Here is a 13,939-nt window from a genome sequence, read left to right on the forward strand (position 1 = left end):
GTCGGTCAGTCCTTGATCTCGGGCGGTGAGATCTGCGACTTCTCGATCGCGGACTCGCTCGTGCCCCACTTCTTCAGGATCTTGTCGTACGTCCCGTCGGCGATCAGCTTGTTCACCGCCGCCCGGAACGCAGGCGCCAGCTTCGTGCCCTTCTTGAAGGCGAAGCCGACGTCGAGCCGGTGGTACTCGTTGAGGAACTTCAGCCCCTCCTGGTGGGCGACGGCATACCGGAGCCCGTTGATGGTGCTCATCACCACGTCGGACCTGCCCTGCTGGAGGGACGACCAGATCGCGCTCTGGTCGGCGTACGTCTTCACGCTGTACGCCTTCTTCCCGGCGTCCGTGCACAGGTGCTTGTTCTCCTCCAGGGTCGCCTCGAACGTGGTGCCCGCGCCGGTCGCCACGTTCAGGCCGCACAGCTGCCCGAGGTCCGTGACCTTCTTCAGATCGCTGTCCTTGCGGACGGCGAAGCCCTGGCCGTCATTGATGTACGTGACGAAGTCGATCGTCCGGCGCCGCTCGTCCGTGACCCCGAAGTTGCCTGTGCCCAGGTCGTACTTGCCACTGCCGAGCGCGGGCAGGATCGCCTCGAAACCGGCGGCCTCCCGCTTCAGCTTCAGCCCGAGGACCTTGGCGACGGCATCGGCGAAGTCGATGTCCTGGCCGGCGGCGGTCCTGCCGTCCTCCAGGTAGAAGGCGCCGGGCGGGGTGCCGCCGATGGAGGCGCCGACGGTCAGCTTGCCGCCCGCCCGGATGTCGGCGGGCAGCAGCTTGGCCGCCGCCTCGTCCTTCCTGACGTTCTTCACCACGTCGGTCGTGGGGATCCTGTCGCTCCGGCCGGCGGGCGCGGCGCCGCCCGCGGAGGCCCCGGGGTCGCCGGAGCCGCAGCCGGTCAGCGCCAGGGTGGCCGCGGTGATCAGCGCGAACGCGGCGGGGATTCGTTGATGGGTCGTCAAGAATATATGCATGGCGGGGAGTTCTGCCCTTCGGAGACAACAGGCACGCAGGTGGACGAGAAGAGGGGGAGGGGTACGCGAGAGCGTGGGTGTGTGAAGGCGCGGACGAGTGCGCGCACTTGGGCGCACCGTGAGACGCGGAAAACGAAGAAAAGGCAGAAACGCTCAACACGCTGCAAACGCGGTAAGCGTCAGGAAGCGTGGAGAAGAGGGAGAAACAGACGCGCAGTGGGCGTCAGAAGGGCATCAACAGGACGCCGACCACACTCGACCGAAGTCGATGTGGGAGCGCGTGACCAGCCACTGCTGCGGATGCATGGGGCAAGTGGAACAGGCATCCGTTTCCGCGTCAACTCACTTGAGACGTACAGCTCACACTCTGGACAGCCTTGACAGGTAGCGGAGCGAGCCCCTTACTCTCGGTGCGGGGACCGCTGCTGAGGGGCTCGGTCCGCAAGTTCCGTGTGAAGGCAAGACCGTGCTGGATCCCAGTGCCCACGGAGCCTTCGCATGTCCTCGAACACACTCGCAAAGACGGCGCCTGTCGCGGCCGGACCGCCCGCCGGGGCCGGTGAGGCGCAGCCCCGCATCGTCCGCCGGCCCCGCACCGGCCAGTGGCTCGCCGCCGCCGTCGTCCTCGTACTCCTCGCGCTCGCCGCCAACTCGGTGATCCGCAACGACGCCTTCCAGTGGGACGTCGTGGCCGACTACTTCACGTCGGCGTCCGTCCTGCGCGGACTCGGCCTCACCCTCTGGCTGACCGCCCTCGTCATGGCGCTCGGCTTCGCCCTCGGCACCCTGCTCGCCGTCATGCGCCTGTCCGCCAATCCCGTGCTGCGCGCGGTCAGTTGGGGTTACGTCTGGCTGTTCCGGTCCATGCCGATCCTCGTGCAGCTGCTGTTCTGGTTCAACATCGGGGCGCTGTACCCGCACATCCTCGGCATCAAGACTGTCAACCTGTTCGGGCCGATCACCGTCGCCATCATCGGCCTCACGCTGCACGAGGCCGCGTACGCCGCCGAGGTGGTGCGCGGCGGCATCCTCTCCGTCGACCGCGGGCAGATCGAGGCCGCGCAGGCGCTCGGGCTGAGCCGGCTGCGGCGCTGGCGGCGGATCATCCTGCCGCAGGCCATGCGCTCCATCGTGCCGCCGGCCGGGAACATGCTGATCGGCACCCTCAAAGGCACCTCCATCGTCAGCGTCATCGCCGTCCAGGACCTGCTCTACTCGGCGCAGCTCGTCTACCACCGCACCTACCAGGTCATCCCGATGCTCCTGGTCGCCACCATCTGGTACGTCGTGGTCACCTCGCTCCTCGGCGCCGGCCAGTTCTACGTCGAGCGGTACTACGCGCGCGGTTCGGAGCGCACCCGATGAGGCCCTCGCTGGTGATCGTGGGAGCCGGTCCGCGGGGGACCGGCATCCTGGAGCGGATCGCCGCGAACGCACCCGAGTACGCCGGCCTCGCACTCGACATCCATCTCGTCGACCCGTTCCCGCCGGGCGGCGGACGGGTCTGGCGGCAGGCGCAGTCCCCGCTGCTCTGGATGAACTCGCAGTCTCAGGACGTCACGATGTTCACCGACGACACGGTCGAACTCGACGGGCCGGTGCTCCCCGGACCCGCCCTGCACGAGTGGGCGGACCTCGACGGCCGCGACTTCGCCGACCGGCAGCGCCAGGGCGCCTATCTGCGCTGGGTGTACGAGCAGTCGGTGGCCGCGCTCCCGCCGGGCGTCACCGTTCACCACCACCCGCGCCGCGCCCTGCGCGTCAGCGGCCCCCGCGAGGGCCGCCAGCAGGTGTGGCTCGACGGGCGGGACCGTCCCCTCCTCGCCGACACGGTCATCCTCGCCCAAGGGCATCTGGACGCCGAACTCGACGAGGAGCAGCGGGAGTTGAGCGCGTACGCAGGCGAGCACGGACTCGTCCACCTGCCGCCCGACTTCACCGCGGACAGCGATCTGTCCGCGCTCGTGCCCGGTGAGGACGTCCTCGTCCGAGGCTTCGGCCTGGCGTTCGTCGACCTGATGGTGCTCCTGACCGAGGGCCGCGGTGGACGGTACGAGGGGGACACGTACATCCCCTCGGGGCGCGAGCCGATCCTGCACGTCGGCTCCCGGCGCGGCATCCCGTACCACTCCAAGATCGCCTACGACTGGACCGGCGAGCGCCCGCCGCTGCCCCGCTTCCTCGGCCCCACCGAGATCGACGAACTCCTCGCCCGCCCCGACGGCTACGACTTCCGGCGCGACGTGTGGCCCCTCATCGACAAGGAACTCGGCTTCGCCCACTACCACCGCCTGTTCACCGCCCACCCCGAGCGCACCCGCGTCGCCTGGACCGACTTCGAGGAGAAGTACGCCGCCGCCGAACCGCTGAGCGCCGAACTCCACGCCCTCGTGGCCTCCGCCGTGCCCGATCCGGCGGACCGCCTCGACCTCACGGCCCTCGACCACCCGCTGGACGGCGTACGCCACACCTCGTACGAGGAGCTCCAGGACGGGCTGCGCGGCTACATCACCGCGGACCTCGAACGCCGCCACGACCCCGCGCACAGCCCCGACCTCGCCGTGTTCCTCGGTCTGCTCTCCGTGTACGGGCAGGTCGTGCGGCTGGGCGACATCGGGTCCTGGTGGCACGGCTTCTTCAGCTATCTCGCCTCCGGGCCGCCGGGGCCGCGGCTGCGGCAACTGCTCGCGCTCTCGCGGGCCGGCATCGTGAAGTTCACCGGCGCCGACATGCGGGTCACCGCCGAGGACGGCGTCTTCCGCGCCACGAGCGCCACCGTGCCCGGCTCCGTCGTCGAGGCCCGAGCCCTCGTCGAGGCCCGCCTGCCGCACCCCACCCTCGCCCGCACCCGCGACCAGCTCCTGCGCGAGCTGTACGAGGACGGGGCGCGGGCGACCCCGGCCGGACTCCTCGCGGTCGACCCCGAGGACGGGCGCGTCCTGCACCGCGACGGCACCGCACACCCGCGCCGCTTCGCGCTCGGCCCGCACACGAACGCGCGCGGCGCCGGAGCGTTCACGCGGCCGCGTACGAACAGCCCCTCGTTCCGCCAGAACGACGCCACCGCCCGCGCGGTCCTGGCGCTCCTGCGCGACCTCTCCTGTCACGCCGCAGCCTGAGCCCCGGCCCCCGCCCCGTACCTTTCCGTCCTCTTGAGGAACCCCATGTCCCTGACCAGTGATCCACCCATCGACAAAACGACATCGGCTACGACAGCCGGCGACGCCGACGACTACGGCGCGCTGAAGGTGGTGCCCGTCCGCCACCCCTGGCGCTGGGCCGCCATCGTCGCGACCGCCGTGCTGCTCGCCCAGTTCGCGCACGGATTCATCACCAACACCGGCTGGGAATGGGGGGTGTTCGCCGACTACTTCACCGCCGACGTGATCCTCAAGGCGGTGTGGGTCACCCTTCAGCTGACGTTCTACGGAACGGCGCTCGGATTCGCGCTCGGCATCGTCCTGGCCTTCATGCGCCTGTCCGCCAGCCGGTTCCTCCAGGCCGTCGCCTTCGGCTACATCTGGGCGTTCCGCTCGATCCCGCTGATCGTCCAGCTGCTCTTCTGGTTCAACTTGGCGTATCTGTACAAGGAGTTGCAGTTCGGCATCCCCTTCGGGCCCGGCTTCTTCTCCTTCGACACGATGGGCCTGGTCGGCGCGATGAGCGCGGCCGTCCTCGGGCTCGCGCTGCATCAGGCCGCGTACGCCGCCGAGATCGTGCGCGGCGGCGTACTGGCCGTCGACAGCGGCCAGTTGGAGGCCGCGGCCGCGCTCGGCATCCCCCGGCTGCGGCAGATCCGCCGCATCGTCCTGCCGCAGGCCATGCGCTCGATCCTGCCCAACGCGGCCAACGAGGTGATCTCCCTCTTCAAGGGCACCTCGATCGTCTCCGTCATGGCGATCGGCGAGCTCTTCTACCAGGTCCAGGTCATCTACGGCCGCAACGGCCGCGTGGTCCCGCTCCTGATGGTCGCCACCGTCTGGTACGTGCTCCTGACCAGCGCGCTCTCCGTCCTCCAGCACTACGTAGAACGACACTTCTCGAAGGGAACCACCCGATGAGCGACGCGGGCGCCGACCGGACCATGGTCGACATCAAGGCCGTCCACAAGAGCTTCGGCACGCTGGAGGTGCTGCGCGGCATCGACCTGGAGGTGCGCACCGGCGAGGTCACCGTCGTCCTGGGCCCGTCGGGCTCCGGCAAGTCCACGCTCCTGCGCACCATCAACCACCTAGAGAAGGTCGACAGCGGCTGGATCAGCGTGGACGGCTCCCTCGTCGGCTATCGCCGCTCCGGCGACAAGCTGTACGAGCTGCGCGAGCGCGAGGTGCTCAAGCAGCGCACCCAGATCGGCTTCGTCTTCCAGAACTTCAACCTGTTTCCGCACCTCACCGTCCTGGAGAACATCGCCGAGGCCCCGGTCTCCGCGCTCAAGAGCCCCCGCAAGGAGGCCCTCGACCACGCGCGCAGGCTGCTCGACCGGGTCGGGCTCGCCGACAAGGCCGGCGCCTACCCGAAGCAGCTCTCCGGCGGGCAGCAGCAGCGCGTCGCCATCGCCCGCGCGCTGGCCCTCGAACCGAAGCTGCTGCTCTTCGACGAGCCGACCTCGGCGCTCGACCCGGAGCTGGTCGGTGAAGTCCTCGACGTCATCAAGGACTTGGCGCTCCAGGGCACCACGATGATCGTCGTCACCCACGAGATCGGCTTCGCCCGCGAGGTCGCCGACACCGTCGTCTTCATGGACGAGGGCCGCATCGTCGAACAGGGCGCCCCCGGCGACGTACTGGACGCACCGCGGCACGACCGCACGAAGGCGTTCCTCTCCAAGGTCCTCTGACCCTGGCGCCGTTTTCTTCACTCCCCTTCAATTCGCCTTTCCCACACAGGAGTTCACGCATGCTGTCCCGCCGCACCCTCGCCCTGTCCGTCGCCGCACTCGTGGCCGCGCCCCTGCTCACCGCCTGCGGAGGTGACAGCGATGCCGCGACCGGCACCGGCAAGGGCGGCTCCGAGAAGGTGGGCGGCATCAACATCGGGCCCGACCAGCACCGCATCCGCGCCAAGAAGGTCGACGCGATCGCGGCCGAGCTGCCGGCCGCGGTGCGCAAGCGCGGCACGCTCAGGCTCGGCGGCAGCGCCGACGCCTCGCCGCCACTGGGCTTCTACGCCACCGACGACAAGACCCGCATCGGCTCCGAGATCGACATCGCGACCCTCGTCGCCGACACGCTCGGTCTGAAGATCGAGTTCTCCCCGGTGTCCTGGGAGAACCTCTTCGTCGGCCTCGACAGCGGCAAGTTCGACGCCGTCTTCTCGAACGTCACCGTGACGGAGGAGCGCAAGGAGAAGTACGACTTCGCGACCTACCGGCTCGACAACATCGCGTTCGAGGCCAAGAAGGGCACGAGCTGGCGGGTCAAGGAGCCCAAGGACGTGGCCGGCAAGACCATCGCCGTCTCCTCCGGCACCAACCAGGAGAAGATCCTCGTCGACTGGAGCAAGCAGGACGAGAAGGCGGGTCTGAAGCCGGTCACCATCAAGTACTTCCAGAAGGACACCGACTACTACCTGGCTCTCCAGTCGGGCCGCATCGACGCCTACCTCGGCCCGAGCCCGAGCGCCGCCTACCACGTGCAGTCCGCGGGCCAGTCGCAGATCATCGGCACGCTCTCCGGCGCCGGGGACAAGATCCAGGGCAAGATCGCCGCCACGACGAAGAAGGACAGCGGACTCGTCGACGCGTACGCCGCCGCCCTCGACCACGTGATCAAGGACGGGTCGTACGGGCGCGTCCTGAAGCGCTGGGGTCTGTCGACCGAGGCGGTCGAGAAGTCGGAGATCAACCCGCCCGGCCTGCCCAAGCCGTAGGGCCCGTCCGCACCTCGTTCCCCCTCTTCCTCGCCCAAGGACCTGCTCATGACTACGTCAACCGGGCGCGGCCTGCTGCATCTCGCGGCAGCCGTCGACCAGCCCGAGCCCGACAACTATGCCGCCGATCCCTACGTCGCCCTCACGCGCCTCGCGGAACGCGGCGCCCTGGACTTCGTCACCCTCGGCGACTCCGTCGGCCGCCCGGGGCCCGACGCGCTCGCCGTGCTGGCCCGGGTCGCTCCGGCCACCGGCCGCATCGGCCTCGTGCCCACCGTCACCACCACGCACACCGAGCCCTTCCACGTGCAGGCCGCCGTCGCCACCCTCGACTGGGTGAGCCGGGGCCGCGCCGGCTGGCGGCCCGAGGTGTCCACCACCGAGCAGGAGGCCCGCCTCTTCGGCCGCAGGGCCGTCGCGCCCGCCACGGAGCTGTGGCGCGAGGCCGGTGAAGTCGCCGACGCGGCAACCCGGTTGTGGGACAGCTGGGAGGACGACGCGGAGATCCGCGACGTGGCGACCGGGCGTTTCATCGACCGGGAGAAGCTGCACCACGTCGACTTCCGGGGAAGCACCTTCTCCGTGCGCGGCCCGTCCATCGTGCCGCGCCCGCCGCAGGGCCACCCCGTCACGGTCGTCGACACCGCGGAGCCGCACGCGTACGACGTCGCGGCCCGCCACGCCGACGTCGCCCTGGTGAACGCGACGGGTCCGGCCCAGGCCGCCGCCGTGCGCGCCGGACTGCGCCGGCGGGCCGCCGAGTACGGCCGCGATCCCGACGCGCTGCGCGTCCTGGCCGCGCTGCGCATCGACCTGGGCGGCGGGGAGCGCGCGGCCGTGGCCGGCCACGGCGGCGGAGGGCCGCTGCCGAGCGCGGACGGCCCGCTCTACCGGGGCGGCCCGGTCGACCTCGCCGACCTCGTCACCGCCTGGCACCGCGCCGGCGCCGTGGACGGCTTCCACCTCACACCCGTCGAGCCGCGCCGTGACCTGGAGCGGCTCGTCAACGGCACGGTGCCGCTGCTCCAGCACCGCGGCCTGTTCCGCACGTTCTATCCGGGCAGCACCTTCAGGGAGCACCTGGGGCTCGCCCGGCCCGCCAACCAGTACGCCGCGCTCGCGGGGGACCCGTCATGACATCGACCGGCAAGCAGCGTAAGACCGTTCATCTCGCCGCCCACTTCCCTGGAGTCAACAACACCACCGTCTGGACCGATCCGCGCTCCCGCTCCCAGATCGACTTCGCGTCGTTCGAGCACCTCGCCCGCACCGCCGAGCGCGGCCTGTTCGACTTCTTCTTCCTCGCGGAGGGGCTGCGGCTGCGCGAGCACAAGGGGCGCGTCCACGACCTCGACGTCGTGGGGCGGCCCGAATCCATCACCGTCCTGAACGCCCTCGCGGCCGTCACCGAGCGCCTCGGACTCGCCGCGACCGTCAACGCGACGTTCAACGAGCCCTACGAGACCGCCCGCAGGTTCGCCACGCTCGACCACCTCAGCGGGGGCCGCGCCGCCTGGAACGTGGTCACCTCCTCCGACGCGTTCACCGGCGAGAACTTCCGCCGCGGCGGCTATCTCGACCGGGCGGACCGCTATACCCGGGCCGCCGAATTCGTCGCCACGGCACGGGAGCTGTGGGACGCGGGCCCCGGTCGGGCGGTCCGCCACCAAGGTCAGCACTTCGACATCGAGGGCGAGTTCACCCTGCCGCGCTCCCCGCAGGGTCACCCCGTCGTCATCCAGGCCGGGGACTCCCCGCAGGGGCGCGAGTTCGCGGCGTCCGCGGCCGACGTGATCTTCACGCGGCACGGCACTCTGGAGGCGGGCCGCGCGTTCTACGCCGATGTGAAGGGCCGGCTCGCGGCGTACGGGCGTACCGCCGGGGACCTGAAGATCATGCCGGGTGTCACCGTCGTTCTCGGCGACACCGCGGCCGAGGCCCAGGAGCGGGCCGCCGGGATCCGGCGCCAGCAGGTGTCCCCGCAGAACGCGCTCCTCACGCTGGAACAGATCTGGGGCGTCGACCTCTCCTCGTACGACCCCGACGGGCCGCTGCCGGACATCGATCCGGTCGTCGACTCCGGGCTCTCCCAGGGCCGGACCAAGCGCGGCGATCCCCGGGTCATCGCCGAGCAGTGGCGCGCCCTGTCGCGCGCCAAGGGCCTGTCCATCCGGCAGACCGTCATCGAGACCACCACACGCCAGTCGTTCATCGGTACCCCGGAGGCTGTCGCCGCCGAGCTCGACGAGTTCGTGCAGAGCGACGCGGCCGACGGTTTCATCCTCGTACCGCACCTGACACCGGGCGGCCTGGACGAGTTCGTCGACCAAGTGGTGCCCCTGCTCCAGGAGCGTGGGGCGTACCGCACGGAATACACCGGTACGACGCTGCGCTCCCACCTGGGGCTGAAAGAACCCGTACGCCCCGCACGCGAGGAAGGCCTGACCGCATGACCGACGACGCGACCGGCGCAGCCGGCGCCTGGCAGCAGTGGCACGAACAGCGGACCGCATCCGTCTCCGAGCCCTACGGACCGCTCGCCCTGACCGGCACCCACTGGCTCGACGACTATCCGGAAGGCAAACTTCCGGCCATTCCCGGGAAGTGGCGGGCCGACGGCGACTCGGTCGTCCTGACCGCCGCCCCGGAGGACGGACTCACCCGCGAGGAACAGCCGGTCACCGGCGAGGTGCGGCTCGCTGCGGACGCGCAGGTCGGCCTCGGCGAGCGCCGCCTGGTCGTGATCGTGCGCGAAGGCCTGTGGGCCGTACGCGACTTCGACCCGCAGTCGGGGCCGCGGCGCGCCTTCCGCGGCATCGAGGCCACCGCCCACGAACCGCGCTGGTCGGTCGAGGGCCGCTTCACGCCGTACGAGGAGAGCCGCACGGTCCGCGTGGAGAACGCCGACGGCAAGGAGCGCGGCCTCGGCCTCGGCGGCGAACTGGCCTTCACCCTCGAAGGGCAGGACCTCACCCTTCAGGTCGCCGTGCAGGCCGACGGCTCGCTGTGGGCCGTGTTCGCCGACGCCACCAGCGGCGACGGGACCTTCGGGTTCCGCTTCCTGCGGCCCGCGGCGCCCGACGCCGAAGGCCGTACGAGCGTGGACTTCAACCGCGCTGTGCTGCCGCCCTGCGCCTTCGCCGACCACTTCATCTGCCCCTTCCCGCCACCCGGCAACACCCTGCCGGTCAAGATCGAGGCGGGCGAACGGAACCTCGTCGGCCGCCACTCCGTCTGACAGGGGAGCCGAGCCCCGGCGGCCTGCGCACCACAGCAGCAGCCGTCGGGGCATGTGGTCGTGTACCGGACGGACGGCCGAAAGGCGCCCTTGTGCCAGTCAGTTGAAACGCCGAATACTCCCGAGCAGCGCTTGTCAGGGGCACCGCATCTTCGGAACATTCCGGAATCCGGAATCCGAACGGCGGGCCGCTGGCTGCGCCTCACGGGCCCCGACCCCACGCGGGCCCCCGACTCCTCTCGGGAGGAACGACCAGTGAGGATCAAGCGCACCACCCCCCGCAGTGGCATAGCGAGACGCGCCCGGATGATCTCCGTGGCCTCCGGACTCGTCGCCATCGGCGCACTCGCCGTCCCCACGGCCAGCGCGTCGGACGCGCCCGTCGCGCACACCTTCAGCGCGAACCAGCTCACCCAGGCCGGCACGTCCGTCCTGAAGTCCGATGTACCCGGCACCGCCTGGGTGGTCGACCAGAAGACCAAGCAGGTCGTCGTCACCGCCGACAGCACCGTCTCCCAGGCCGAGATCGCCAGGATCCAGAAGGCGGCCGGCAGCAACGCGGGCGCCCTGAAGATCGAGCGCACCCCCGGCACCTTCAAGAAGCTGGTCTCCGGCGGCGACGCCATCTATGCGAGTAGCTGGCGCTGCTCGCTCGGCTTCAACGTCCGCTCGGGCAGCACCTACTACTTCGTGACCGCGGGCCACTGCACCGACGGTGCCGGTACCTGGTGGTCGAACTCCTCGCACTCGACGACCCTCGGTTCGACCGCGGGATCCAGCTTCCCGGGCAACGACTACGGCCTCGTCAAGTACAGCAGCACGTCGACGACCCCGCCCGGAACGGTCGGCAGTCAGGACATCACCAGTGCGGCCACGCCGTCCGTGGGGACCACGGTCACCCGGCGCGGCTCGACCACCGGGATCCACAGCGGCCGCGTCACCGCGCTCAACGCCACCGTGAACTACGGCGGCGGCGACATCGTCTCCGGCCTCATCCAGACCACGGTCTGTGCCGAGCCCGGCGACTCCGGCGGCCCGCTCTACGGCGGCTCCACCGCGTACGGCTTGACCTCCGGCGGCAGCGGCGACTGCACCTCCGGCGGTACGACCTTCTTCCAGCCGGTCACCGAGGCGCTGAGCGCGTACGGAGTGAGCGTCTACTGATCCGTGTCCACCGGCCGGCGGTGACCGGCCGACGGGCAGCCTGACCTGCGGCCAGCAGCAGGGAGCCCCCGCACGGCAACTGCCGTGCGGGGGCTCGCTCTTGTGCGCGTTCCGGGGTTACCGTCGAAAGCGTCACCTTCGAAAGCGTCCCCTTCGAAAAGCCTGCCTGAGTGCCTGGGTCCGACCCCTGGAGGCCTCCATGGTCGAGGAGCTGCTGGCGGCGGGAGCCGCCGCCGCGTCCGCCCTAGTGATCTACGCGACGGCGGCGGCGCGCGTCGTCAAACAGTACGAGCGGGGCGTGGTCTTCCGTCTGGGGCGGCTGCGACCTGATGTGCGTGGCCCGGGGTTCACGATGATCGTGCCGTTCGTGGACCGGCTCCGTAAGGTCAACATGCAGATCGTCACGATGCCGGTGCCCGCGCAGGACGGCATCACCCGGGACAACGTCACGGTGCGGGTGGACGCCGTCATCTACTTCAAGGTGGTCGACGCGTCCGAGGCCGTCGTGCAGGTGGAGGACTACCGGTTCGCCGTCTCCCAGATGGCGCAGACGTCACTGCGGTCGATCATCGGCAAGAGCGACCTCGACGACCTGCTCTCGAACCGCGAAAAGCTCAACCAGGGACTCGAGTTGATGATCGACAGCCCGGCCATCGGCTGGGGCGTGCAGATCGACCGCGTAGAGATAAAGGACGTGTCGCTGCCCGAGACCATGAAGCGCTCGATGTCCCGGCAGGCCGAGGCGGAACGTGAGCGGCGCGCCCGGATCATCAACGCGGACGCCGAACTCCAGGCCTCCAGGAAGCTCGCCGAGGCGGCCTCGGAGATGTCCGAGCAGCCCGCGGCGCTCCAACTGAGACTCCTGCAGACCGTGGTGGCCGTCGCCGCCGAGAAGAACTCGACCCTCGTACTGCCCTTCCCGGTGGAGCTCCTGCGCTTCCTGGAACGGGCGACCCCGGGGGACGGGGTGCGGCAGCCGGCCGCCGAACAGCAGCCGTCGGGTCCCGGTCCGGTGGTGGCCGAGCAGCCGTCGGTTCTCGGCCCGGCAGCGTCGGAATCAGGACAGGACTAGACCTCACTCATTGCGGACCGCACCTCTGCGCGGAGTGTTTGCAGTGGGAACCGACGTGGTGCGACGGGCGCATGACGGGGGTGCACGCGGCCGGTGGAGCGCATAGCGTCAATCGCACGCGCGTCCTGAAGTCGACCTTGTGTGTCCCCTGTGGCCGTCGGGATAGTGGGCGCGTCAACCTACGGGACCGGCTCACCCCACAGCGGTCGGTTCCGACCCCCCACAGGAGGACGAGAGTTGAAGCACCGACGCATACCCAAGCGGCGTGCCGCCGCGGTAGGAGCGGGCATCGCCGCCCTGGTCGCCGCGGGAGTCACCTTCCAGACTGCGAACGCGAGCACGGACACCTCTGATGTGGCCCCGCAGACCCTGTCGATCGCGAAGGCCGGAAATCTCGCCTCGTCCCTGACCAAGGACCTCGGCGCGGACTCGGCGGGCACGTACTACGACGCGAAGGCCAAGCACCTCGTCGTGAACGTCCTGAACAAGGACGCGGCGGACGTCGTGCGGGCGGCCGGAGCCAAGGCCAGAGTCGTCGAGAACTCCCTGGCCGAACTGAAGGGCGCCCGCACCACCCTGAAGCAGGACGCGACGATCCCCGGCACCTCCTGGGCGGTCGACCCGGCCACCAACAAGGTCGTCGTGACCGCCGACCGCACGGTCGACACGGCCGCGTGGAGCAAGCTGAGCAAGGTCGTCGACGGTCTCGGCTCCAAGGCCGAACTCCAGCGCACCAAGGGGGAGTTCAAGCCCCTCATCGCGGGCGGTGACGCCATCACGGGCAGCGGCGGCCGGTGCTCCCTCGGCTTCAACGTGGTCAAGGGCGGCCAGCCGTACTTCATCACGGCCGGCCACTGCACCGAGGCGATCTCGAGCTGGTCGGACTCCAGCGGCCAGGAGATCGGCACGAACGAGCAGTCCAGCTTCCCGGACAACGACTTCGGTCTGGTCAAGTACACCGCCGACGTCGCGCACCCGAGCGAGGTCGACCTCTACAACGGCTCCAGCCAGCAGATCACCAAGGCGGGCGACGCGACCGTCGGCATGAAGGTGACCCGCAGCGGCTCCACGACCCAGGTCCACGACGGCACCGTCACCGGCCTGGACGCCACCGTGAACTACGGCAACGGCGACATCGTCAACGGGCTCATCCAGACCGACGTCTGCGCCGAGCCCGGCGACAGCGGCGGCTCGCTCTTCTCGGGCGACACCGCGATCGGCCTCACCTCGGGCGGCAGCGGCGACTGCAGCTCCGGCGGGGAGACCTTCTTCCAGCCGGTGACGGAGGCGCTGTCCACGTTCGGCGCCGAGATCGGCTGACGTAACGACAGCGAGACAGCCAGAAATCTGGACAGCCAGCCGCAGGGGCCGGCCCGTCATCGACGGGTCGGCCCCTCGCGTTCTGAGCGGTTCGGGTGTTCTGAGCGGTCCGGGCGCTTCGGGGTCCGGGCGGGGTGTCGGCTTTTTGGATCATGCCCCCACGGTCCGGGGAGCCCGGTGTTCGTGCAGGTGGGGCGGGGCTGAACGGGTGCCCGGGGAGTGACCTCACCCGGATGTCGCACATGCGTTCGATACTTGGTCTATGGTGGTGGTGGGGAGGCGAGAGCAGGTCGGTTCGAGGTGTGCAGG

The 13,939-nt window shown here is 70.1% G+C and carries 12 protein-coding genes; 11 read left to right on the forward strand and 1 reads right to left on the reverse strand.

Annotated elements, in window-relative coordinates; translation table 11 throughout:
- Positions 1–5: 5 nt before the first annotated feature.
- Entirely contained in the window at positions 6–968 is a 963-nt protein-coding gene (locus AC07EJ_RS32090; RefSeq protein ID WP_478885591.1) for an ABC transporter substrate-binding protein, read from the reverse strand.
- Positions 969–1,466: 498 nt separating this feature from the next.
- Between AC07EJ_RS32090 and AC07EJ_RS32095 the strand changes: the two genes are divergently transcribed.
- The 11 genes from AC07EJ_RS32095 to AC07EJ_RS32145 all read left to right on the forward strand — a co-directional run bounded on the left by AC07EJ_RS32095 (position 1,467) and on the right by AC07EJ_RS32145 (position 13,630).
- On the forward strand, positions 1,467–2,333 hold the full coding sequence (locus AC07EJ_RS32095) for an amino acid ABC transporter permease (RefSeq protein ID WP_389483330.1): 867 nt from the start codon (positions 1,467–1,469) through the stop codon (positions 2,331–2,333).
- The gene (locus AC07EJ_RS32100; protein WP_478885592.1) at positions 2,330–4,087 is read left to right on the forward strand and encodes an FAD/NAD(P)-binding protein; all 1,758 of its coding nucleotides are present in this window, start codon (positions 2,330–2,332) and stop codon (positions 4,085–4,087) included. The genes AC07EJ_RS32095 and AC07EJ_RS32100 overlap by 4 nt, the downstream gene beginning before the upstream one ends.
- Before the next feature lie 45 nt (positions 4,088–4,132).
- Complete coding sequence (locus AC07EJ_RS32105; protein WP_389483334.1) at positions 4,133–5,029, forward strand: amino acid ABC transporter permease; 897 nt, start codon at positions 4,133–4,135, stop codon at positions 5,027–5,029.
- Positions 5,026–5,805, forward strand: coding sequence for an amino acid ABC transporter ATP-binding protein (locus AC07EJ_RS32110; protein ID WP_478885593.1), 780 nt, complete (start codon positions 5,026–5,028; stop codon positions 5,803–5,805). The genes AC07EJ_RS32105 and AC07EJ_RS32110 overlap by 4 nt, the downstream gene beginning before the upstream one ends.
- A gap of 59 nt (positions 5,806–5,864) precedes the next feature.
- The gene (locus AC07EJ_RS32115) at positions 5,865–6,836 is read left to right on the forward strand and encodes an ABC transporter substrate-binding protein (protein WP_393588470.1); all 972 of its coding nucleotides are present in this window, start codon (positions 5,865–5,867) and stop codon (positions 6,834–6,836) included.
- Positions 6,837–6,884: 48 nt separating this feature from the next.
- Positions 6,885–7,973 (forward strand): LLM class flavin-dependent oxidoreductase, encoded by a 1,089-nt coding sequence (locus tag AC07EJ_RS32120; RefSeq protein WP_478885594.1) that lies wholly within the window; start codon positions 6,885–6,887, stop codon positions 7,971–7,973.
- A complete protein-coding gene (locus tag AC07EJ_RS32125; RefSeq protein ID WP_389483342.1) occupies positions 7,970–9,289 on the forward strand; it encodes an LLM class flavin-dependent oxidoreductase in 1,320 nt (439 codons plus the stop codon). Before AC07EJ_RS32120 ends, AC07EJ_RS32125 begins: the two co-directional genes overlap by 4 nt.
- Complete coding sequence (locus AC07EJ_RS32130; protein WP_393588467.1) at positions 9,286–10,074, forward strand: DUF1684 domain-containing protein; 789 nt, start codon at positions 9,286–9,288, stop codon at positions 10,072–10,074. The genes AC07EJ_RS32125 and AC07EJ_RS32130 overlap by 4 nt, the downstream gene beginning before the upstream one ends.
- A 255-nt stretch (positions 10,075–10,329) precedes the next feature.
- Positions 10,330–11,238 (forward strand): S1 family peptidase, encoded by a 909-nt coding sequence (locus AC07EJ_RS32135; protein ID WP_389483347.1) that lies wholly within the window; start codon positions 10,330–10,332, stop codon positions 11,236–11,238.
- Between the two features lie 199 nt (positions 11,239–11,437).
- The gene (locus AC07EJ_RS32140) at positions 11,438–12,310 is read left to right on the forward strand and encodes a slipin family protein (protein ID WP_478885595.1); all 873 of its coding nucleotides are present in this window, start codon (positions 11,438–11,440) and stop codon (positions 12,308–12,310) included.
- A gap of 237 nt (positions 12,311–12,547) precedes the next feature.
- Positions 12,548–13,630 carry a S1 family peptidase gene (locus tag AC07EJ_RS32145; protein ID WP_389483351.1) on the forward strand — a complete coding sequence of 361 codons (1,083 nt, stop codon included), beginning with the start codon at positions 12,548–12,550 and terminating at the stop codon, positions 13,628–13,630.
- Positions 13,631–13,939: the final 309 nt, after the last annotated feature.

Source organism: Streptomyces sp. NPDC045026 (genome assembly GCF_056432625.1).

Coding starts and splice junctions, on each gene's coding strand:
- AC07EJ_RS32125 (WP_389483342.1), top strand. CDS start 7,970: ATGACATCGACCGGCAAGCAGCGTAAGACCGTTCATCTCGCCGCCCAC.
- AC07EJ_RS32110 (WP_478885593.1), top strand. CDS start 5,026: ATGAGCGACGCGGGCGCCGACCGGACCATGGTCGACATCAAGGCCGTC.
- AC07EJ_RS32120 (WP_478885594.1), top strand. CDS start 6,885: ATGACTACGTCAACCGGGCGCGGCCTGCTGCATCTCGCGGCAGCCGTC.
- AC07EJ_RS32090 (WP_478885591.1), bottom strand. CDS start 968: ATGCATATATTCTTGACGACCCATCAACGAATCCCCGCCGCGTTCGCG.
- AC07EJ_RS32105 (WP_389483334.1), top strand. CDS start 4,133: ATGTCCCTGACCAGTGATCCACCCATCGACAAAACGACATCGGCTACG.
- AC07EJ_RS32095 (WP_389483330.1), top strand. CDS start 1,467: ATGTCCTCGAACACACTCGCAAAGACGGCGCCTGTCGCGGCCGGACCG.
- AC07EJ_RS32130 (WP_393588467.1), top strand. CDS start 9,286: ATGACCGACGACGCGACCGGCGCAGCCGGCGCCTGGCAGCAGTGGCAC.
- AC07EJ_RS32115 (WP_393588470.1), top strand. CDS start 5,865: ATGCTGTCCCGCCGCACCCTCGCCCTGTCCGTCGCCGCACTCGTGGCC.
- AC07EJ_RS32100 (WP_478885592.1), top strand. CDS start 2,330: ATGAGGCCCTCGCTGGTGATCGTGGGAGCCGGTCCGCGGGGGACCGGC.
- AC07EJ_RS32140 (WP_478885595.1), top strand. CDS start 11,438: ATGGTCGAGGAGCTGCTGGCGGCGGGAGCCGCCGCCGCGTCCGCCCTA.